We start from the raw sequence: 19,635 nt of genomic DNA, 5'->3' as shown, positions 1-19,635 counted from the left end.
CGTGGTAAAACTTACTAGAGAAGAGCGGAAATGCTGTAATCTTGACCTTGTAGCGAAATAATGGCGCAAAAACTTGGCAAGAAAAAGTCTAAAACCAGAGGCAACATCGTTTAAAGTACTCGATTGTATTCAAAAAAAATGCCCATCGTGCGGTCAAGCAATGTGGAATGAATACAATAATCCTCGACATATAAGAACGTTAAATGGGGTAGTAGAATTACAGCTAAAAATTCGTCGATGTCAAAATAAGTCATGTTTCTTGTACAAAAAAGTGTATCGACCAGAGCAAGAAGGTTCTTTAGCTCTACCACAAAACGAATTTGGTTTGGATGTGATTGCTTATATAGGAGCATTACGCTATCAGGAACATAGAAGCGTTCCCCAAATACACGCTCACCTTGAATTAAAAGGTATATGTATAAGTCAACGAACGGTCACGCACTTAATTGACAGATATGACGAGTTACTTTCTTTATGGTTAAAAGACCACACTAGGTTAAAAGCCATAATGGCTAATCAAGGACGGGTAATATTAGCGATCGACGGGATGCAGCCAGAAATTGGACATGAGGTATTATGGGTAATTCGAGATTGCTTATCTGGAGAAATCTTACTTGCTAAAACCTTATTATCATCAAGAAATGAAGATTTAGTGACGCTATTACTAGAAGTAACTAATAGCCTAAATGTACCAATTGATGGAGTTGTTAGTGATGGGCAACAATCAATTCGCAAAGCTGTTGGGTTAGCATTACCTAGTATTGCTCATGGTTTATGTCATTACCATTACCTGAAAGAAGCTATTAAACCCATATATGAGGCGGATAGACATGCAAAAAAGGAATTGAAAAAAAAAAGTTAGAGGATTACGAGAAATTGAACGTAGTGTTACCAATGAAGATCAGGATTTGGTGACTATTATTGAAGATTATTGCTCGGCAGTCCGTAGTTCTATAACCAATGATGGTCATCCACCCTTAGAAGCATCAGGGTTAAAGTTACAAGAAAATTTGACTTTGATAGAACAAAGCTTAGAACGGATGGAAAAAAGAAGTGCTTTACCACCACCTTTAGTCAATCTAAAACACCTTCTAGCTAAGGGATTATCTGCGACTGCATCTTTATTTTCACCTGTGAGGGTTGCATATGGGTGGGTTGATAAAGCTAGTAATATTCTCAATAATAAAATAGGTCTTGATGCTGCTGGTGTCAAACAAAGTTATCAGCAACTGTTAACTCAAATGTCCCAACAAAAGCAGAAAGCTGGCACATTGAACACCGCAATCGATAACTTTATAAAAACCACCAATAACTACTGGTCTGGACTTTTTCATTGTTACGAAATTGAAGATTTTCCTAGAACTAATAATGACTTAGAACACGCTTTTGGTATGCTACGTCATCATCAACGTCGTTGTACTGGTCGTAAGGTTGCTCCCTCATCCCTTGTTATTCGTGGCTCTGTCAAACTTGCTTGTGCCATTGCTACTAAACTTCGTTCTTTTACCGCATCTGATTTAGCACAAGTTGATATCGTTACTTGGCTCGAATTACGCTCTCAATTGCAAAAACACCACAAAGCCAGAATTGAACAGTATCGATTTCGCCGAGACCCCAAGGGTTACTTGGCTAATTTAGAGAGTCGTCTTCTCTAGTAAGTTTTACCACACTAGGATAAAGACGCTTTAAATCAGCGTTGGTTAGCCTTTATGAACAATCTTGAGCTACCAATTGAAGAAATTACCAAAGCTTGGACTCGTAAATCTAAAAAAGATGATAGTGCGTCTCTTCCAACTAAGCGCATAATGCCCGAAAAGGACAATATAGACAGCCCCAATAGTGCAATATGTAATGCCTCAACAGAGCAATATATATTGCCCGAAAAGGACAATACACAATGCCCCATTTGGACAAGCAGTAATGCCCCATCTGGACATACAGTAATGCCCCATGTGGGCAATACATCTATATATACAAAGAATACTTCAGAGATTACTACACTCAATGCGCCCCCTGACAGGAGCGCACCCCCCACCCAAGAATGTGTATGTGAAGAAAAATCTGAATTAACTTCACCACAAAACCAAGAAAAACCCACCCCTAAATTTTTCACTTCGTTGTTAAACAAATCCGAGTCTTTGCCTCAAACCGAAAATCCCTCATCCGGGTCAAACATTCCGGTGGCATCGTTCGATAAAGCTGAACAATCGAATAAACAACCCCAAAAGAAATTTCAGTCGGTTGAGGATTTACTTAACCAAGTCTTGCTTGACCCTGGCATTATGGCATCTGAGTCATTACCCGCCGTTTACAAGAACGAAATCAGATTGCGTTCTTGGCGTTTTCCTTGGCGTACCCTCACCAGAGACAAGGTTTATCAAACTTGCGATCGCCGTTTAGTTGAGTTAATTGCCAAAGAAAGAGCCGAGTGGGACAAGACCAATTGGCAGCAGAAAATACCCACCGTCCTCAAATCCATCGGTTTGTGTGAAAACAGCAAGGTCGGTTTAGAGCAACTGCTGGGCTATTGGTCACAAGTTGTGAAGTCTCAAAACAGTGCAAACCCTAACTCCAAAGCTAACGATGAACCAATTGGCTATTACTCCTCTCGCTCCCTTGACTGGCACAAAGGCACATTTAACGAACTACTAGACCTTGTAGATCGAGTTGGACAAGAAGATGCGATCGCACAATTCACTACCCGATATGACCAACAACACACAGGCGCAACGACTAACTGGTTGAACTGGTTAGAAACGCATCATCCCAAAATGTATGCCTATTTGCATCAACAAGTGGCTTGAAAAAACCCCAGGTACAGAAGAAAAATCTCTCAACCACCTATGCCCTACTTCATTCACCCTCAATCCTAAATTTTTCAAGAGAAAAACTATGACGCAAGATTTAGATTTCACTCCCGGTAATGACCGTTTACCTCCGCAAAGCATTGAAGCTGAAGAAGCAATACTCGGCGGTATCATGCTTGATCCAGAGGCTATGAGTAGAATAGGCGATCGCCTAATCCCGGAAGCTTTTTACGTAGCGGCTCACAAAGATATTTACCAAGCCGCACACCGACTCTACGGACAAGGCAAACCAACAGATTTACTTTCGGTCAGCAACTGGTTAGCTGACAACGGCTTACTGTTTCGCATTGGTGGGCGCAACAAGTTGGCTACTCTAGTTGACCGCACTGTGTCAGCCATCAACATCGATGCGTTAGCCGATTTGGTTATGGAGAAATACCAACGGCGACAGCTGATCAAAGCCGGGAATGAAATTGTTCACCTTGGCTATCAAACCGAGACTGACTTACCCATAGTTCTTGACCAGGCTGAACAAAAAGTCTATGGCATCACATCAGAAAATTCCGAAGCTGACTTAGTTCACATTTCTGATTCTTTGGCTAATGCCTTCAACGAGATTGAAGCCCGTCACCAGGGTACAGTTTCCCCAGCGCTGCTCACTGAATTTTATGACCTCGACACTTTGCTCGGTGGCGGACTCAGGAAAGGGCGCTTGTACGTTTTGGCTGCTCGTCCTTCTGTCGGCAAATCGGCTCTAGCTGGTAATATTGCGCTCAATATCGCCCGAAACAGCCGCAAGCTTGTCGCTATTTACAGCGTGGAAATGACAACTGACGAGTATGTGCAGCGTTTTCTCTCCAGTGAATCTGGCATTGAAAACAGTTTCCTTGACAGTGGACGACTTTCTGATAACCAGTGGCAACCTTTAAGCGAAACGATTTATCACTTAAGCGATTTACCCATTTTCATCAACGACAATTCTTGTCCCACTCTGGGCGATATTCGTAGTCAAATTCGCCGTGCCAGTTCTGCCTACGGTGATGTTGGGCTGGTGATTGTCGATTACTTACAGCTGATGGCTGAGGGTTTGGATGCCAGAGTCAATATGACTGAACGTGTGGCCCAAATCAGCCGAGGACTCAAACGTATCGCCAAAGATTTGGATGTCCCAGTCTTAGCTCTGTCTCAGTTGAGCCGGGATGTTGAGAATCGCAACGACAAGCGCCCCATACTCAGTGATTTGCGCTCCAGTGGGCAAGTTGAACAAGACAGCGATGTGGTCATCATGCTTTACCGCGATGAAATCTATAACCCTGATACTCCTGACCGTGGCATCGCTGAATTAATCATCCGCAAGCAGAGGAATGGCCCAACTGGTACTGCAAAACTTCTCCTGGATCATCAGTTTACTAAGTTCAAAAACTTATCTCGCGGTCGAAGCTTCTGAAGATTGCTTTGGGAAGGGCAATATGCCCTCCCTACCAATAAGAGCAATGTTTACTAAAGAGCGATCGCCTACGTTTTTGCTCCTAGCTCCTTTCTTAACCCACCAACAATCACAAGAAACTGAGTTTTAAGTTATGTCTCAATCAAACAATTCCCCCAAAATGCTCACAACCCGCAGTGGACAAATTTCATTCCCTGCATATATTCCCGTGACTACATTTGGTGAAAAGTATCCTCTAGATAATTTGGTACGCCCTTACTTGTGCCGATTAGCTCCGGCTGTCATGGTTAGCTACTATTACGCTAAGAAAATGTCACCAGAACAAAAGCCACGATTACCTTTATTCGTTGACAGTGGCGGATTTATTTCACTTTTTGAAGGCGTAAATATTCGTAGTAAGAACAAGTTGGGAATTATTGAAATTAACAAAGATGGTGAAACTGAAATTATTCACCCTAAAGATGTTCTAGAACTACAATCTCAGGTTGCTGATGTAGCCTTTACGCTAGACTTTCCGATTCCACCAAACATGGATTTACCCCAGGCGAAAGAACGCCAAAATCTAACAATTGCAAATGCACATTGGGCATTAAATAACCGACGTAGACGCGACTTACCTTTATACGCTTGTGTACAAGCTTGGGACTCTCAATCAGCCGCACATTGCGCTAAAGAATATGCCAATTGTGGCTTTGATGGGATTGCTATTGGTGGGTTAGTTCCGCGAGTTCATGATATAGATTTAGTATTGTCTATCGTTGAAACTGTAAGGAACGAAATTGGAGATTTACCTTTGCATATTTTTGGATTAGGTTCTCCTGATATCATCCAAAAACTTTATGCTGTGGGAGTTGATTCAGTAGATAGTAGTTCTTATATCAAATACGCAGCAAGTGGAAAGTTGTGGTCTAACCCTGATTTTCAAATTAAAGAACCAACAGTTACAGATAGATTGCACTTAGCTTTATGTAATTTGGCAGCAGCTACAGGAAAGACTCTACCCTTATCAGCTTCAGGAATTATTTTTTCAACAATTAGTTTAGGTGACTTTATCAACCAACATAAATAGTATTGATTATTCTATAGTTATTTCTAACTCTAGAATTAGATAAAGCAATTGTATCTACTTAGTAATAACTGTAAAATATTCTCATTAATTAAAGTTAGAAACTTAAACAGAAGATTTTACAAACTCAAGATTTCTAGTTACAACGAATAATTTTATGGCAATAGTTGAGAATGCCTTAGAAACGAAATCAGATGAACTATTCCTAACATTTTATGAACTAAGAGACAAATGCCACCGACATATGCAAGAAGCTCATCGGAGTTACAGTTGTGGACAGCAGTTCTCTAATCCTGATGCTGACTGGTTGAGAGAAGAGTTGCTCAATATATTTGGTAGTTTAGAGAGTAATAAAGCCGTTTATGAATATAGCGATTTGGTTAACGCTTTTTACTCCGTAATCTTTGAAATGGAGCATGGGCAGAAACTTTATCCCAATACCTTAATTAAATACGGTACTAATATTTATCGCATCTTTTCTTTTTATCGTGAATATCCAATCAAGGTAAGAATGCTCAGGTACAAAAAACATAGCAACGGACAATTGGCTAAACGCGAAGTTTGGACATATCTACATCGTCCTGTTCAAAGGATTTTATTAATTGACCCTTTATCAAAAATTAACTACTAACTGATGAATTTTAACTATCAACAATTACTTTCCAAATGGTCTACTCTTGCACCTGACGAATGTGTAACCGCAGATCACAACCACAAGTTCAAAGTACGAATTTTACCAAGCGTAGAAAAGCGTAATTCAGATAATGCTTGGCGTTTAGTGACTTCAGATAACATTGCTTGGCGCTTGGCTAACGACCAAAGCACAGCACTAGTACAACTAAATTTTGTGCTGCTAACTGTTATGCACCACTGCGCTATTCGACGTGAAAACATCGGGTTTACTTTTGTTGACTCTGGAGCGATGTCTTCGACGGGCTACGCCTACGCTACTATATGCAACGGTCTACGGTCACAACCGCAACCACATCCGGCTATTGCTGCTCTCGACGCATATATTCAACTGTTGGAGTTTTAACCATATGAACGAACCCCTATACTTCCTTGGTTGTAACTTCCCTGAAAAGATTGCATCACTAGACTGCCCTGTGATGCTCAGTATAAATGGTTTCTTCAAAAAAAGAGGCAACAAATATACCTGCCGCAAACAGCCTTTTAATGGTGGCAATCACCCCATGATTTTCGATAGTGGCGCGTTCAGCCGGATCTCCAGACTCTACGGCTACAAAAATCATTTACCCACCAGGACTTACGCTCAAGTCATCTGGAGATTCAAAAACTGCTGCAATCTTGTGGCTGTCGTCGTTCAGGATTATATGTGCGAGGAATATATTCTTTCTATCACAGGGTTAGATATTCTAACTCATCAACGTTTGACCTTACATCGCCGCGATCGCTTGGTTGAAGAGTTGGATAGGTTAGCTCAGGATACTGGAGAAGCACCACCATACATCATGCCCGTACTACAAGGATACGAGCCGGACGATTATTTGCGGCACTTCGATAATTATGGCTCTCGCCTCCTCCCTGGTGATTGGATAGGTATCGGCTCTGTCTGCAAACGTAATGCGAATCCTGGCTCAATTTGGGCCATCCTCAACCAACTACCAACAGGTTTTCGCTGGCATGGCTTCGGTGTCAAACGTACAGCTTTGCAAGATGGGGCGATTCGCGGTTGTTTTTACTCTGTTGATTCTCAAGCTGGTTCGTTGGGCAGTTATGGTAAACCACGCAAGCAAACTAAGTATCAATATGCCAATGATTGGAATCATGCTTTGAACTATCGCGCCTCAGTCATTAATTCTCCTGTACAGCTTTCATTATTGCCACAGCTTTATCACAATTAGGAATTTTCATCATGACTACAACAATCATCAAGTTTAATGTCGAAGTTGATTTATCTGAATACGGCTTGGAGACAGTTGCATGAAATCCGTCCTCTCCTTGTTCTCCGGTATCGGCGGACTTTGCCATCACGGTATCGCGGAGGCGGGTCTGTCTCATAAATTCCAAGTCAAACAATTTGTCGAAATCTCACCCTACTCTCAATCACAACTTCGCCATGAACAGCCCCAAACCCCAATTCACTCAGACATTACCACCTACCACTGCCATAGAGGACAATTCGACATCGTGGCAGGAGGTCTGCCTTGCCAGGGTACAAGCAATGCAGGCAACCGTCAAGGACTCACTGACCCCAGATCCGCACTCTGGGCTGAACAGTTCCGCATCATTGAATCCGACAGACCGGCCTTCGCTCTCATCGAGAACCCCACAGGTTTACTCCATCGCGGACTTGACCAAATCATCTGTGACCTTGACAGCATCGGGTACATGGGCGAATGGAACTGTATCTCTGCACAACAAGTCGGCTTGCCGCACGAAAGGAAACGAATCTTCATCATTGCCTACCCCAATGGCTTATTCAACAGTCAACAGCCGACCCCCTGGACAAACCAAATTGGAAATCACATTACGCAAGTGCGGCTCTCTCATGAAATCCGAAGCTTTGAACCCGGAATTTCTAAGGTGGCTTCTCGGATTCCCATTGGAGTAGCTAAAAACATCCCTGGTAATTATGATGCCCGTCGCGCTTACGGATTGAGTTGCTCTCCGCGACAGGCCGCCGTTGCTTGGAAACGCATTGATTATCTATGCAGTTTACTTTCTTGTCAGGAGGCATCATGACTAACTCAATCTACGCCCTGGAAACGTGCTGGTATTTCTCACCTCCTTGGGGCCAACAAGTTCCAGCGATCGCCGTCAGTCTGCTAGAAAAAGTCTACTTGCCCTCGGAGAAAGCTCCCGGTTATTGCTGCGGCGTTGAGTGGAGTGATGACGGGTGGAGTTATGCGATCGCAACCGATCGCGGAATCATCTCTGTCCCAAACAGTGAAATCATCGCTTCTGGGCAGCTTCAGCCCTTGTCTATCCAAAAGCCTCACTTCCGCTTGGGTCAGTTGGTCAACTTCCGCTTTGCTAACGATGGCCCGAAGATTCGCATGATTCTGGGGATGTCGCTCATCAACAATGCTTGGTTGTATCAGGTTGAATGGCGATCGCCTGCCCTACGATTACCCACTGATGAAGGCGTTTGCATATTCCCGAAGTCAACACAGCCGGGTAAGTTCATCAATCGCCTTGCTTGGGTTACTCCCCATGATTTAACGGAGGTAGTATGATTTTTACCTCATTTTATAAAGGCGAAATCAAGGGTGAGGCTGTTTCGATTTCGCTGTATCCTCCCAAGGGGTGGGCTGGCAAGCATCTCCCTCTGTTCGCCCCTACTCCTGAACTTTTGCACTGGTGGAAATCTTCGGCTAAAGATGTAGCCGCGCAGAATGAGTACAAGCGCCGTTTTCATGAGATTTTAGATTCTCGGCACCAGTTAATTCAATTGTGGGTGGGGAAGCAGAAGAGCAACCCGCAGGATATGACTCTGTGCTGCTTTGAGAAAACTGAGGATTTCTGCCACAGGCATCAGGTAGGGGAAGAAGTCATACAAGTCTATTTGCCAGGACTTTGGGGTGGAGAAGTTGGGGAAACTCGTCCACATCTGAAAATTGTACAAGGCGGAAAACCAAATCTCACTTATCCGCCACAGGTTTTAAGCTTAATTGAGAAATGTCATGCTTCTGGTTTTCCTGTGGTGTGCGATGGCGTTCCGCCCAGCGTAGCTGATCGGTTGCCTTGCGGATATTATCGGGTATCTCTGGATGGGGAGGATTTAGGGGTGTGGTCAGAACTGGGTGTGCTTGGGGTGTTGTCAGGGTTGCTGCATGAGTTTTATCGTCTGCGTCTTGTTCCGTAATTGGCAACACCGCTAGGTAATGATTGTGCGATCGCATGGGCGCAATTTGACCTAATTCCTACTTCAGCTAGATAGCAGATTGCACAACTTTCGTCTTATCTTCATCTGTGCATATAGTTATACCACCATTCGTCATATGCCCAAATTGCTCAATTTAACAATGGCTTCCATAAATGCGGCGTTTGTCAGCATTACCGCTATCACACCATCTTACGCTGCCTTATTACAATTTAATACAGATGCTGGCAGTTTTCGCTTGGATACTCGTACTGGTGAATTTTTTTCTACTTTTGATTCTGACAATGATTTCTTTAAGCTTTTAAGCTTTTCTGGTGGAGCCAGCTTTCAAGAGGGTAGTGGAACTATCAATGTTAATTCTGAGACTTGTTCTGGTGGCATTGATATTATCGATTCCCAAACAGGAGAACCTCAATACCTTTGTTATGCTAGTGGCTACGAACGTATTCAACTTTTCCTACAATTTCAAGGTGCAAATTTAACCCCTCAACTTAGTAGTGATCCGGCCCTCTACGAAGCTTCTTTTGTGAGAGGAGCTTTCACGGGCGATATTCCTTTTAGTCCAGTTGTAGGCAGTTTTCAAGTCTATTCTATTTTTGATACTAATTACCTCTTCCCAATTACTACTTTGCAAGTCCAAACAATTGCTGTTCCCGAAAATAATAGTGCGTCCGTAATATTGGGATTTGCTTTAGCCATCGCTCCTTTGTTGCTCAAACGTCAACGCCATATATGAAAGTTCAATTACTAGGAGCCACGCTGGCATGTAGTATGGTGTAGCATAAAAGAGCAGTTTACGGCTACTTGTTGCTGTTGCCTATGAGTCAGCAAAATTATTTTAAAGTCCCTTTTGTCTGGGATGAACCAAAACCATTAATTGAAGTTTCAAAACGATTAACTTTTGAGCCAGTCAAGGCAATACGCGACAATTCATTAATCAGCATCGTGACGAAGGTAATGGCTTCATCAATGGATGCCAGCCACCAGAAAAAAATTTCAGCAACTTCGCCTTACCAAGAGGTTGAGAAATATCTCAATTCGGCAAAAGATGACTGCTGGTATGAAGATGACTGGTGGCAGTTTGGGATTAACGAAGACGGTGACATTGTAGGGTTTGTGCTACCAGTGATTTTTACAGGATGTGCCAAACAAGGCAAAGAGGAAGGAACTATCTACGATATTGGCGTACTTCCTCAGTTCCGGGGACATGGTTTTGCCAACGATCTTTTGTCTCAAGGAACTCGGACATTACAACAAGTAGGCATTTGGAGAGTGTTTTGTGATACCTGGGTGGGGAACGAGCGGATGATTTCTGCGTTCAAGCGCGTTGGTTATCAACAGTACAGTGAACCTTGGCAGCGTCCCATATAAGCTTCACCGCTCGAAATCCGAACTTTATCAAGTCGCAGCGATCGCAGATAGAACCTGAAATATGACAATCTCAGTTATTACCGCTACATATAACAGACCACAACAACTCTACACAGTTGCATTTAATAGCTTACTCAACCAAACTGATCATAGTTTTGAATGGGTAGTTGTTAACGATGGCTGTAATCCACAAACTAGAGAGATGATTGCTACGCTTCAAGCTCCATTTCCTATAGCTTATCTAGAAATTGAACATTCATCTACTGGTTTTGGTTTATGCTATGCCCGGAATGCCGGATTAAATATAGCCACTGGTAGTTTGATTACTTATTTAGATGATGACAATAGTTTTGAGAGAGAATTTATCTGTGCTACCAAGCACTTCTTTCAACAACATGATTTTGTTAAATACAGTATGGCTATACAAAAGCGTCGTCGTGATGTTGTTCTTCACGATAAAACTATACGTTCTAGTAAAGTTTTTACTTCTCCTAGCAATTCATTCTGCACACTTGAGCAACTTATTTCTCAACAAGAAATTTTTGATAGCAACGGATTCACTCATGTTCATAACTTAGCTCTTAAATGGAATCCTAATTACCAAATCTTTGCTGACTACGAATTTCTACTTCAATGCACCAAGCAATATGGAAATAGTACCTTTAAACTTCACCCCCAGGTTTTAGTCAACTATATACAGTCATCTACGGGTACTATTGGCTGTTCTCATTATTGTCAGTGGGCCACAGAATTAAAGCAGATTCTTCAAGATTCTTCTGTTTACTTACTCACATCAAATCACATTGTCCAGCTTGAACGACTTGCTCAGACTTACCATCGCAAAGCTCTTGAGCGCCCACCAGCATTTGTTTAAACGCAGATTTTATTTGCTCTGTCTCCATACCCCAACTTGAGATGACTGAGCTATCTTTTCGGCTTGCTCAAAAGATAACTGGTTTGGGCATCCTAACCCTGATTTTCGCATTTTCGCCAACCCACTTTTGAGTAATTCCTCCTCAAAGCTAATGTCTAACTCACCTGTCCCATTAGCCATGACTTCAGCTACTGTGTAACCATCACTATCTTTTTCTACCGGGATGATCATCACCTGATTTTCAGCCGCAGCTATTAGCGATATAAGTTTTTCTTTGGCTTCTTTATCCAAAGCTGCAACAATACCGCAAAGACGGACATTTATTTGTTTGCCATCAGCTTGTCGAAGTGTCAATCTATCTCCATCAACCACGTCGATAACTGTCCATTCCTCTGTTAGTGCGATATTTTGCTGATTTATCTGGAAAATTATCAGTCCCATAGTTATCACAACTACGAGTAATCCTATTCCTGCACCAATCGCACCTAAAATAATTCCTGTTCTTCCTGGTGACTTCATTTGTGGCGAATTATACAACAAGTCATAATTTTAACCGCATTTTCTATGATTCATCCCGCACCCACTCCAACCCCGTCCGCAATGCCGCCGCCGCACTGTAATAAATCTTCTGTTCGCCAAATATCCCACCTGAACGGCTGATGATGCGGAACTGCCAGCACTGTCCGGGGGTGTAATAGACAATTAGGACACTGCGGTTGATGCAGACAACCGTATTAACCTTGGTATCGGACATAGATTAGAGAGAGAATATTGCATCTGCAATTGTCATTGATTTTTTCCTTAACGGGAGCAAATTTATAGAATTTGCTCTTGGAAATCCGTGGCTAACAATCGCTCTAAGTGCGATCGCTTGATTGTACAATGTTGCCTGTGAAATTCCATTAGCTAGCGCTTTTTCGTAGTACTCCTCTGGTATCTGTGGCATCATTTCCTCTGCTTGGTGTCAATCTCCTACTCTCGCCCCAGCATGAACTACATAAACAATTACAAATGCTCCCTGAGTAAGCCTTATAGCTTAACAAGCGTGCCATTCTGGTAATACTGTTTTAGCCTTTTTATTCCATGCACTTCAGACAAAATTGATATAAAACAATTTTTGTGGACAAATAATATTTTATAAGTTAACACGACTATGCTAGTGCAACACAAATCAAGTAAAATTTCTCAAAATTAACTGGCATCATAACCAAATGTCCCAAACCACAGAAATTAATGTAAGCTTTACAGCCAAAGTTATGGCAGCAGCACGAGCGGTTGAAAACCAAAGACCTGATGCTTTATTTACTGACCCCTTAGCAGCACAGTTAGCAGGTAAAGAGGCTATTGAAGCCGCTATTCCTCGCTTAGAAGAATATGAAAAACAAGGGAGGCCATATTCATCCGTTCGGACTCGCTTTTTTGATGATTTCTTAAATAAATACTCTCTAAATATTCGACAAATTGTTCTTTTAGGTTCAGGCATGGATACCAGAGCATTTCGTTTGCACTGGCAAAAGGAAACTCATCTTTATGAAATCGATCAACCCGATGTATTGCTTTATAAAGAATCTGTTCTAAACACGATTACACCCAACTGCGAACGTTACTCAATTTATGCTGATTTAAAGGAGTCAAGTTGGGTTCAATCGCTCATTGAAAATGGCTACCAACCTTCAGAACCATCAATTTGGCTATTAGAAGGATTTCTTTATTATCTCAACCCTATAGAGGTAAAAAATCTGTTAACAAATATTCAAAATATGTCCGTAGCTGGAAGTTATTTCGGTGCTGATGTCATCAACTCAGTCGTTTGCAATGGGTCTGATGAGTGGGCTAAGTATTGGTTTTCTAGTTGTGATGAGCCGGAAACTTTCTTTGCTGATTATGGGTGGAAAGCATCAGCTATTCAACCAGGGGAAGAGGGAGCCGCTTTTGGCAGATTTACTTACCAACTTACTGACCGCAGTATTCTTGATGCGCCACATCTATTTTTTGTCACGGCTGTTAAAGAAAGTTAATGGCATCATTATAACCTCCTGTCTTATGGTACTTGGAAAGTTATTTGTTGTGTCAACATAGCATAGTCTTTGATTATCAGTTCCCTAGCTTTTTTACAAGGTTGGGGTTTTCCATCTTTTATAAATTTTTACTTCTGTTTTAATATGATTTAAGCCTCAACCCATTTCCTTCTTTCCAGGCATAAATAAGTTAGTTTTTCCTCACAATATGAAACCTATTAAAAAACCAGAATTACGCATTCTTAAGAAAACTGCCGAACAAGAACCACCACAACAGTTAGATTTACCACTTGATGCTTTCACTGATACTCTAGTTGTCGAACCACAGCCAGAACAGGATGAACCCGCACCAGAATATTACCCTTACGTTTCTCCAGCCCCCGACTATCCCCTCACTGGGTCTGTGGGTAACTCCGGCTGGCAGGTGTCTGACATTTGGCGCGATCTGCGTATAGATGGTTTCTGCGATTGATTTTAGTAGGCGATCGCCCTCTTGCCGGGCGGTTACGCCATCTCACTTGACCCTAATTAAGACTATTAATCCGGTACTTTTCAATGGTAAATACCTTTTTGAAATCGAGAATTGTTTTATAGCGCGTCTCAGTCTTTCCCGGCGTAAAACATTGGTCAACAACGTTCTTGTTAAAGGATCTGTATCCCTCTCAAGCAGGAACACCTACTCGTGCGGCCGCGATCGCCCTAACCAATTCGCGGATGAAGAAGCGGTATGACAATTTATACTGAAAAAAGCCACACACAGATGACACAACAGCAATGCTCGACTACTTCATGGCGACGGTTATCTTTATGGTCGCAATGGCGGCAATTCAAGAAGAATGGCTACTCAAATATCACTTGGGCTATCACGGTAGGTTCTGGACTTTGGCAATTACTTTGGGGTTATTTGTTGCTTATTTACTGTCTGCTGCTGCCTTGATAGTAATGGTTGGCTCCCTAAATCTTTTTCCTTTTGAGCCTCCTGGTAGTTATATCTTTTTGACCATTCAATACCTTAGCCAAAATAAGAGGGTGAAGAGAGAGGGCTGATGTAGTAGAGTTATTGTCTTCCCAAACGACAACTCAAAAGCCACAATCAACCCATGCCCGATATCTTATCACTCCTGCAATGCCTCCTGCCGCAGATAAACGCTACGACGATGCGGCAATTGAACCAGATAATCCTGGCCATGTTAGCAATGAGTGCCGAGTGACGATGTTGGGAATTTCTCGTTGGACAGGTAGTGGTGGCAGTTATCGAACGATGTTGAGATTCTTTCATACGGTAATACCTTGGGCGACATTGTTTTGGTTATTCTTTCACAAGCATTTATTTCGTCCGAATGAGATATATTTGCTAGCGGGAGATGAAGTTGTGATAAGTAAATCAGGAAAACAAACTTATGGACTGGATAGATTTTTTTCTAGCCTGGCTGGTAAACCCATATCAGGGCTATCTTTTTTACATTATCATTAGTCAGTGTTGAGCAAAGGCACTCGTTTCCGATTCAGATAGAACAGGTGATAAAGAGCGATATAGAAAAAAGTAGCTCGTCACCAACCAAAGAAATAAAACCGCAAGAAAAACGTGGGCGTGGGCGACCAAAGGGAAGTAAAAACAAGAATAAAACCCAGGTAGTTCTCACATCTGAATTACTCAGAATTCAGAAGATGATTAAGTCGCTATTTAAGTTATTAGCTAAATTTATTCCCCTTACTTACTTAGTATTGGATGGACACTTTGGGAATAATAATGCCTTGCAGATGGCTCGTCAAGTTAACTTGCATATAATTTCTAAGCTTCGCTCTGATTCAGCATTATATATACCTTATCAACACCCTGACCCCAATAGTCGCTCTCGTCGTAAATACGGAGACAAAATTGACTACAACAACATACCTAAGAAGTATTTATGTCAAAGTACCGTTGATGATGATATCCAAACTGACGTTTATCAAGTTACATTACTTCACAAAGAATTTGCCCAATCTCTAAATGTAGTTATTCTCGTCAAAACCAATCTTAAAACTCATGCTCGTAGTCATGTAATTCTATTTTCTAGTGATCTAAAATTGTCATCTGAAAAATAATTGACTACTACAAGCTACGCTTTCAGATCGAATTCAATTTTCGAGATGCCAAGCAATTTTGGGGATTGGAAGATTTTATGAACTTAAGTCAAACTGCTGTAACTAATGCTGCTAATCTAGCATTCTTTATGGTCAACTTATCCCATCATCTTCTCGCGGATTTTCGTCTCCTTAATCCCGACTCCGGCATCCTTGACCTTAAGGCTCACTATCGTGGTTTTCGATATGTCCGTGAAATTTTAAAAATGCTTCCCGAAATACCTGAGCCTATTTTATTAACTCAGATTTTTGCCAAACTTACTTCTTTGGGACGTATTCATAACGTTTCTACAGGCGTTGAACCCTCGTAAATTGGCTAAGGTATTGACCATTGCAACAGTTTTCTTGAGCCTGTTCCTCTGGCTGGCACAATGGATCATACTTCGCCAACAGGAACCAACCCCAAGAATATTTGCCGCGTTGAATACGGCTGTTGCAGTTTTGGCTTATTTGTTGGTAGTCAGGCTGAACATTAATCGTTTAGATATTGCTGGTGATTTGATCAAAGGCTGGAAGACTGCTATCGTTTTTGCCATTTCTGGTGCAGCTGTCGGAGGTTTCACAAGTAAAGCATTAGATTTTTATTTTCAACGTCAGGAGCAACGGTTACTACTTCGGGAAAGAGAAGCACACAACAATTCCGAGCAAGATGAGTCGGATGAAGAAGAGTGATACTAGCAATATGATCATCTACTGTTGATGATGATAAGTTGCATCAGGATATACCTCTGACTATTATGATTTCAATGCTTTGTTGCTAATTCGTCAACTGAAGACCATGATTATCATCCAAAAACCACCTTAACTCCTTATGGTATCTTTCTTTCAGAGTTAACCAATCAAGCTATGTCTGCTATTGAAGGACAAATTCAGCGCCTCACTAACTCTACACATGAAAAATTTTCCAATTCAGGCAAGTGGTTTGTTGATATTTGTTGTGGCAGCACCTAATTTTTATTAGTTGTTTTAAATATAAAAATATCCATATTAATTATAATATTGCACCTGACATGATTTATACAGTGCAGAGTTTTCTCTCTCGAATTTGAAAGGGTGAGAGGTGCTTGCCGATGGCAACCACCTCTCACCCTTTCAGAATGATTATAATTATCTTTTAGATGTGAACTTATGATTTTTGCTGAGTAATTTATTCCTTGGAAGTCCCTTAACCGCTAAGAGAAAACTTACTAGTTTACAGGAGCAGCAGATTTCAAAGGATATCCATTGTTTGCATAGCTATAACTATTGTTGTGTTCGTACCACAAGTTATCGAAGTATAAACCAACGAATGAACCACACAGGGAACCCATAACAGAGCCAATCAGGGAGCCACCCAGAGAAAGTAGCATGGCAATCCCAGGCGACCCGCTCAATGCACCCACTACTGAGCCAACTATTGAACCAACAACTGCACCACTTAATGAGCCAACTAGTGAACCAATTACAGAATTAATCTCATTCATCGGTTTTTTACCACATTCTTAAGGTCTATCTTTACTCATTTAATCCTACACTGAAAGCAAGCTCTAAAGTGTAGGTTTTTCCAAGGCTGACTTTTTACGGGATGTGGAAAAGCTCATTTTGAGGGTTTCCCAAGCCTTGATTTTTCCATTAGCTATTTTCATTAACTTAGAGCTATTGAGAATTAACCTGTGGAAAAAGTCACGCTTTTTCTGGGCTTGAGGACTTCCCGTGAAAAGTCAGGTTCCAAGGCTTCTAATAATACGATTTTTCTCGGTACGGTTCTCCATCAAAAGGCTGAACACCAATTGATGGGTAATTATCATGATTAGGACTGAATATTTCTGCTACTGCTTCAACAATATACTGAAAAGTTTGTCCAACAAATTTCATAAACATTGTTGTTATCCTCTACTAGAGATACTGTTAATCTAATCTCTAGAGTTGTCAATAGTATTTCATTCATGTGTATATCTTGTTACTACTTAATAGTATGGTTTCTATGTTGGCGGCGGCTCTCCCAAATTCAACACGGGAGCTAGAATCGGCAAGGCTTCTACAAAGGCGATCAGCTACGCTATGAGCGCTTGCGCCATCGCATCCTGGGGCAGAATCACTGTTAATCCATTGGGCTTGTTCTGCCCTGATGCCATTTTCGCTAGGAGTTTGTTTATTTATGTTATTTTTTGGACGTTTTTGGAAAGTAAAGTTGGACATACATTTTTGGAAGCTAGGTAAAGGTGGACAACCTGTCAAAAATCTTCTTCAAGACACATCTAGAATCTCTTTGGCAACCATTGCAGGTGAGTTTTTGGAAACTAATATTGCGGTTCCATTGCTTTAATTGATAAATGATTAATGAGTAATCAGGGTTTATTCGGCAGAATTATTCTGAACTCTGACTCCTAAATTATTTGTTGATAAAAAATGAAAAGAGCTTTTTAGGCATAATGGACTTACAGCCGTCATAATTCAATGACTTATGTCTGAATATTTATTTTAGTTTCGCAGACAAATAGTTATACTAATATCTAGATAGATATAGCTATTTAACTAAGTTAAACAGCTAGAGAATGATGAAGTTAAGTAGTTGTTTTGACAAAACTGTACTATCCTCAAAAACAATAATTAAGGAGAAAGATGTCTAATATTAAAGTTGTTGACTTGTTGACTTCTAGTCAAATTGAAGAACGAGAGCTAACTGCGGCAGAATTAATGAAAATCATAGGAGGAATTAGGATTCAGCTTTTAGGACATAATTTCATTGATGCAACATTTGGAGGTTTGAGATTAACACTGTAAATTCTGCCATCAACAAATCATAGATTTCCTGTATAGTATAATCGAAGTAGTAAACGTTGAACTTGTTGAAGGTTACTTCCTCTGCTTAGGATCAATCCCGTACTCTCTCTCCACTGCCGCCAACAGCTTCGCCTGCAATGCTGACAAATACGGCTTGGCTTGTTTCCCCAATCCCTGCAACAGCCAATCCACAGCCTCATCGCGTCCTGCCACTTCATACAACCGCCGCAGTCTTTCGCATAACTGCTGCATAAATCGACAATCCTCCTCCAGCAATTCCAGGGATTTCAAATGCTCGACTTTGGCTGTGTAGTCGCCATCCCAGCACTTGACTGTGCAACTATACCCACCTACATGGGTAACTACACCCCAGTAGCCGCTCTTGCCCCTCAAGTCGGGGTTATCCTTGGGTTGAAGTATGCAGATTTCACCCTCGCGGTAGGGATTAGGGAGTGGGGTGCGATCGCGTATCCGGTCTACAACATCTTGAACTATGCGCCCAGACGGGGTTTTTCCTCCAGCTTCTTGTACTGCTTTAATCCACACCTCTCGTTGTTTTTCTGGTTCTAGCTTTGTTAATGGGCGTATCTGTCGCTCATTCGTTGGCAGAATTTGTAAACCATTGGTTGACATTTTTTCCGACTTTGAACCATCGCTTGTTTGTAAACCATTGGTTGACAAATTTTCCATCACCTTCACAGATGCAATTTTCAGCGCCGCCGCCATACGTGTGAATCCAAAGCGATCGCGGCAATATTCCTCAAATGTTTTGTGCGTCGAACGATACAGCCGGCGATCGCGTAACTCTTTCAATGCCTTCCCCGCTTCCACAAACGCGCTCTCCACTTTTCGCTCCAGGTGCAGGCGATCGCGCTGTTCTTCCTCGGTCATCTCCGGCACTTCGATTGCTTCTACATCAACCGTGACTGCGCTTGGGTTTTCCGGCTCTTGTGCTGGCTTTAGGGCTGGCTTTGGTTTATCGGGAGTTGTGGGGGTGAGTCTTTTGCGCTTGGGGGTGGGTTGGCTCATGCTCCCACCTCCAGACCGTAGGTGGTTGAGGCAGTATTGAGTTGTGTCATCATAGTAGAAACGTTTATTTAACCTATGCTCATCCTTCTTATAAGGATGGGCTTTTCATTAATTTATTCTATATTTGCATTCTTCTGACTATGGGTAAACATAAGAAAAAGCAACCCAATCAATTCTTTTGTTTAGGAGAAGAAAATCTGTTTATCCCTAAAACTGGTCAGCAGATAACCACAGATACACACAATTCGCAATTCGCAATTCGCAATTCGCAATTAATGAACACCCA

At 41.7% G+C, this 19,635-nt stretch carries 25 protein-coding genes and 1 pseudogene; 20 read left to right on the top strand and 6 right to left on the bottom strand.

What is annotated here, in order from left to right:
• The first annotated feature begins 160 nt into the window (after positions 1-160).
• From NSMS1_RS31170 to NSMS1_RS31140, 7 genes are all read left to right on the top strand, one after another.
• A protein-coding gene (locus NSMS1_RS31170) for a transposase (protein ID WP_224095446.1) occupies positions 161-1,655 on the top strand; the annotation gives its coding sequence in 2 pieces (ribosomal slippage) (positions 161-847 and positions 849-1,655; 1,494 coding nt in all).
• A 54-nt stretch (positions 1,656-1,709) separates the two neighbouring features.
• On the top strand, positions 1,710-2,804 hold the full coding sequence (locus NSMS1_RS31165) for a hypothetical protein (RefSeq protein ID WP_224095626.1): 1,095 nt from the start codon (positions 1,710-1,712) through the stop codon (positions 2,802-2,804).
• A gap of 88 nt (positions 2,805-2,892) precedes the next feature.
• Positions 2,893-4,254 (top strand): replicative DNA helicase, encoded by a 1,362-nt coding sequence (dnaB, locus tag NSMS1_RS31160; protein ID WP_224095625.1) that lies wholly within the window; start codon positions 2,893-2,895, stop codon positions 4,252-4,254.
• Between the two features lie 133 nt (positions 4,255-4,387).
• Entirely contained in the window at positions 4,388-5,323 is a 936-nt protein-coding gene (locus NSMS1_RS31155; RefSeq protein WP_224095624.1) for a tRNA-guanine transglycosylase, read from the top strand.
• A gap of 154 nt (positions 5,324-5,477) precedes the next feature.
• Complete coding sequence (locus NSMS1_RS31150; protein WP_224095623.1) at positions 5,478-5,951, top strand: hypothetical protein; 474 nt, start codon at positions 5,478-5,480, stop codon at positions 5,949-5,951.
• Between the two features lie 3 nt (positions 5,952-5,954).
• Positions 5,955-6,356: a hypothetical protein gene (locus tag NSMS1_RS31145; protein WP_224095622.1), complete on the top strand. Its 402-nt coding sequence runs from the start codon at positions 5,955-5,957 to the stop codon at positions 6,354-6,356.
• A 4-nt stretch (positions 6,357-6,360) separates the two neighbouring features.
• A complete protein-coding gene (locus NSMS1_RS31140) occupies positions 6,361-7,185 on the top strand; it encodes a hypothetical protein (protein ID WP_224095621.1) in 825 nt (274 codons plus the stop codon).
• On the opposite strand, the gene NSMS1_RS31135 is transcribed toward NSMS1_RS31140, so the two are convergent.
• Positions 7,136-7,342 carry a hypothetical protein gene (locus tag NSMS1_RS31135; RefSeq protein WP_224095709.1) on the bottom strand — a complete coding sequence of 69 codons (207 nt, stop codon included), beginning with the start codon at positions 7,340-7,342 and terminating at the stop codon, positions 7,136-7,138. The genes NSMS1_RS31140 and NSMS1_RS31135 overlap by 50 nt on opposite strands.
• On the opposite strand from NSMS1_RS31135, the gene NSMS1_RS31130 reads away from it, so the two are divergent.
• The 6 genes from NSMS1_RS31130 (at position 7,265) to NSMS1_RS31105 (ending at position 11,412) form a co-directional block, all read left to right on the top strand.
• A complete protein-coding gene (locus tag NSMS1_RS31130; RefSeq protein WP_224095620.1) occupies positions 7,265-8,026 on the top strand; it encodes a DNA cytosine methyltransferase in 762 nt (253 codons plus the stop codon). The genes NSMS1_RS31135 and NSMS1_RS31130 overlap by 78 nt on opposite strands.
• Positions 8,023-8,520 carry a DUF1392 family protein gene (locus tag NSMS1_RS31125; protein WP_224095619.1) on the top strand — a complete coding sequence of 166 codons (498 nt, stop codon included), beginning with the start codon at positions 8,023-8,025 and terminating at the stop codon, positions 8,518-8,520. Before NSMS1_RS31130 ends, NSMS1_RS31125 begins: the two co-directional genes overlap by 4 nt.
• Positions 8,517-9,149 (top strand): DUF488 family protein, encoded by a 633-nt coding sequence (locus tag NSMS1_RS31120; RefSeq protein ID WP_224095618.1) that lies wholly within the window; start codon positions 8,517-8,519, stop codon positions 9,147-9,149. The genes NSMS1_RS31125 and NSMS1_RS31120 overlap by 4 nt, the downstream gene beginning before the upstream one ends.
• A gap of 160 nt (positions 9,150-9,309) precedes the next feature.
• Entirely contained in the window at positions 9,310-9,903 is a 594-nt protein-coding gene (locus NSMS1_RS31115) for a hypothetical protein (protein WP_224095617.1), read from the top strand.
• Between the two features lie 83 nt (positions 9,904-9,986).
• Positions 9,987-10,538: a GNAT family N-acetyltransferase gene (locus tag NSMS1_RS31110; protein WP_224095616.1), complete on the top strand. Its 552-nt coding sequence runs from the start codon at positions 9,987-9,989 to the stop codon at positions 10,536-10,538.
• A gap of 61 nt (positions 10,539-10,599) precedes the next feature.
• A complete protein-coding gene (locus NSMS1_RS31105; RefSeq protein WP_224095615.1) occupies positions 10,600-11,412 on the top strand; it encodes a glycosyltransferase family 2 protein in 813 nt (270 codons plus the stop codon).
• 9 nt (positions 11,413-11,421) lie between these two features.
• Here NSMS1_RS31105 and NSMS1_RS31100 read toward each other — a convergent pair whose 3' ends face one another.
• A complete protein-coding gene (locus NSMS1_RS31100; RefSeq protein WP_224095614.1) occupies positions 11,422-11,931 on the bottom strand; it encodes a thermonuclease family protein in 510 nt (169 codons plus the stop codon).
• Positions 11,932-11,974: 43 nt separating this feature from the next.
• On the bottom strand, positions 11,975-12,166 hold the full coding sequence (locus tag NSMS1_RS31095) for a hypothetical protein (protein WP_224095613.1): 192 nt from the start codon (positions 12,164-12,166) through the stop codon (positions 11,975-11,977).
• A gap of 457 nt (positions 12,167-12,623) precedes the next feature.
• On the opposite strand from NSMS1_RS31095, the gene NSMS1_RS31090 reads away from it, so the two are divergent.
• From NSMS1_RS31090 to NSMS1_RS31065, 6 genes and pseudogenes are all read left to right on the top strand, one after another.
• Entirely contained in the window at positions 12,624-13,430 is an 807-nt protein-coding gene (locus NSMS1_RS31090) for an SAM-dependent methyltransferase (protein ID WP_224095612.1), read from the top strand.
• 208 nt (positions 13,431-13,638) lie between these two features.
• Positions 13,639-13,902 (top strand): hypothetical protein, encoded by a 264-nt coding sequence (locus NSMS1_RS31085; protein WP_224095611.1) that lies wholly within the window; start codon positions 13,639-13,641, stop codon positions 13,900-13,902.
• On the top strand, positions 13,886-14,161 hold the full coding sequence (locus NSMS1_RS31080) for a hypothetical protein (RefSeq protein WP_224095610.1): 276 nt from the start codon (positions 13,886-13,888) through the stop codon (positions 14,159-14,161). Before NSMS1_RS31085 ends, NSMS1_RS31080 begins: the two co-directional genes overlap by 17 nt.
• Positions 14,158-14,367 carry a hypothetical protein gene (locus NSMS1_RS31075; RefSeq protein WP_224095609.1) on the top strand — a complete coding sequence of 70 codons (210 nt, stop codon included), beginning with the start codon at positions 14,158-14,160 and terminating at the stop codon, positions 14,365-14,367. Before NSMS1_RS31080 ends, NSMS1_RS31075 begins: the two co-directional genes overlap by 4 nt.
• Positions 14,368-14,530: 163 nt before the next feature.
• Positions 14,531-15,868, top strand: a pseudogene (locus tag NSMS1_RS31070) (transposase).
• Positions 15,869-15,881: 13 nt separating this feature from the next.
• Positions 15,882-16,229 (top strand): hypothetical protein, encoded by a 348-nt coding sequence (locus tag NSMS1_RS31065; RefSeq protein WP_224095608.1) that lies wholly within the window; start codon positions 15,882-15,884, stop codon positions 16,227-16,229.
• Between the two features lie 515 nt (positions 16,230-16,744).
• Here NSMS1_RS31065 and NSMS1_RS31060 read toward each other — a convergent pair.
• Together NSMS1_RS31060 and NSMS1_RS31055 are read right to left on the bottom strand one after the other, a co-directional pair.
• Positions 16,745-17,020 carry a hypothetical protein gene (locus tag NSMS1_RS31060; RefSeq protein ID WP_224095607.1) on the bottom strand — a complete coding sequence of 92 codons (276 nt, stop codon included), beginning with the start codon at positions 17,018-17,020 and terminating at the stop codon, positions 16,745-16,747.
• A gap of 460 nt (positions 17,021-17,480) precedes the next feature.
• Entirely contained in the window at positions 17,481-17,735 is a 255-nt protein-coding gene (locus NSMS1_RS31055; protein WP_224095606.1) for a hypothetical protein, read from the bottom strand.
• Between the two features lie 423 nt (positions 17,736-18,158).
• Here NSMS1_RS31055 and NSMS1_RS31050 point away from each other — a divergent pair, with 423 nt between their 5' ends.
• Positions 18,159-18,320 (top strand): hypothetical protein, encoded by a 162-nt coding sequence (locus NSMS1_RS31050; RefSeq protein WP_224095605.1) that lies wholly within the window; start codon positions 18,159-18,161, stop codon positions 18,318-18,320.
• A 72-nt stretch (positions 18,321-18,392) separates the two neighbouring features.
• On the opposite strand, the gene NSMS1_RS31045 is transcribed toward NSMS1_RS31050, so the two are convergent.
• Complete coding sequence (locus tag NSMS1_RS31045; protein WP_224095604.1) at positions 18,393-19,349, bottom strand: hypothetical protein; 957 nt, start codon at positions 19,347-19,349, stop codon at positions 18,393-18,395.
• Positions 19,350-19,635 lie beyond the last annotated feature (286 nt).

The sequence above is a fragment of the Nostoc sp. MS1 genome (genome assembly GCF_019976755.1).
Classification (GTDB): Bacteria; Cyanobacteriota; Cyanobacteriia; order Cyanobacteriales; family Nostocaceae; genus Trichormus.
This window is presented reverse-complemented; position numbering and strand designations above follow the sequence as displayed.

Excerpts from the sequence above, each read along its gene's own strand:
- NSMS1_RS31155 (WP_224095624.1), top strand. The coding sequence starts at position 4,388 with ATGTCTCAATCAAACAATTCCCCCAAAATGCTCACAACCCGCAGTGGA.
- NSMS1_RS31090 (WP_224095612.1), top strand. The coding sequence starts at position 12,624 with ATGTCCCAAACCACAGAAATTAATGTAAGCTTTACAGCCAAAGTTATG.
- NSMS1_RS31085 (WP_224095611.1), top strand. The coding sequence starts at position 13,639 with ATGAAACCTATTAAAAAACCAGAATTACGCATTCTTAAGAAAACTGCC.
- NSMS1_RS31165 (WP_224095626.1), top strand. The coding sequence starts at position 1,710 with ATGAACAATCTTGAGCTACCAATTGAAGAAATTACCAAAGCTTGGACT.
- NSMS1_RS31125 (WP_224095619.1), top strand. The coding sequence starts at position 8,023 with ATGACTAACTCAATCTACGCCCTGGAAACGTGCTGGTATTTCTCACCT.
- NSMS1_RS31140 (WP_224095621.1), top strand. The coding sequence starts at position 6,361 with ATGAACGAACCCCTATACTTCCTTGGTTGTAACTTCCCTGAAAAGATT.
- NSMS1_RS31120 (WP_224095618.1), top strand. The coding sequence starts at position 8,517 with ATGATTTTTACCTCATTTTATAAAGGCGAAATCAAGGGTGAGGCTGTT.
- NSMS1_RS31100 (WP_224095614.1), bottom strand. The coding sequence starts at position 11,931 with ATGAAGTCACCAGGAAGAACAGGAATTATTTTAGGTGCGATTGGTGCA.
- NSMS1_RS31130 (WP_224095620.1), top strand. The coding sequence starts at position 7,265 with ATGAAATCCGTCCTCTCCTTGTTCTCCGGTATCGGCGGACTTTGCCAT.
- NSMS1_RS31050 (WP_224095605.1), top strand. The coding sequence starts at position 18,159 with ATGTCTAATATTAAAGTTGTTGACTTGTTGACTTCTAGTCAAATTGAA.
- NSMS1_RS31095 (WP_224095613.1), bottom strand. The coding sequence starts at position 12,166 with ATGTCCGATACCAAGGTTAATACGGTTGTCTGCATCAACCGCAGTGTC.
- NSMS1_RS31110 (WP_224095616.1), top strand. The coding sequence starts at position 9,987 with ATGAGTCAGCAAAATTATTTTAAAGTCCCTTTTGTCTGGGATGAACCA.
- NSMS1_RS31055 (WP_224095606.1), bottom strand. The coding sequence starts at position 17,735 with ATGTCCAACTTTACTTTCCAAAAACGTCCAAAAAATAACATAAATAAA.
- dnaB (WP_224095625.1), top strand. The coding sequence starts at position 2,893 with ATGACGCAAGATTTAGATTTCACTCCCGGTAATGACCGTTTACCTCCG.
- NSMS1_RS31105 (WP_224095615.1), top strand. The coding sequence starts at position 10,600 with ATGACAATCTCAGTTATTACCGCTACATATAACAGACCACAACAACTC.
- NSMS1_RS31150 (WP_224095623.1), top strand. The coding sequence starts at position 5,478 with ATGGCAATAGTTGAGAATGCCTTAGAAACGAAATCAGATGAACTATTC.
- NSMS1_RS31080 (WP_224095610.1), top strand. The coding sequence starts at position 13,886 with ATGGTTTCTGCGATTGATTTTAGTAGGCGATCGCCCTCTTGCCGGGCG.
- NSMS1_RS31145 (WP_224095622.1), top strand. The coding sequence starts at position 5,955 with ATGAATTTTAACTATCAACAATTACTTTCCAAATGGTCTACTCTTGCA.
- NSMS1_RS31045 (WP_224095604.1), bottom strand. The coding sequence starts at position 19,349 with ATGAGCCAACCCACCCCCAAGCGCAAAAGACTCACCCCCACAACTCCC.
- NSMS1_RS31075 (WP_224095609.1), top strand. The coding sequence starts at position 14,158 with ATGACAATTTATACTGAAAAAAGCCACACACAGATGACACAACAGCAA.
- NSMS1_RS31060 (WP_224095607.1), bottom strand. The coding sequence starts at position 17,020 with ATGAATGAGATTAATTCTGTAATTGGTTCACTAGTTGGCTCATTAAGT.
- NSMS1_RS31135 (WP_224095709.1), bottom strand. The coding sequence starts at position 7,342 with ATGAGACAGACCCGCCTCCGCGATACCGTGATGGCAAAGTCCGCCGAT.
- NSMS1_RS31115 (WP_224095617.1), top strand. The coding sequence starts at position 9,310 with ATGGCTTCCATAAATGCGGCGTTTGTCAGCATTACCGCTATCACACCA.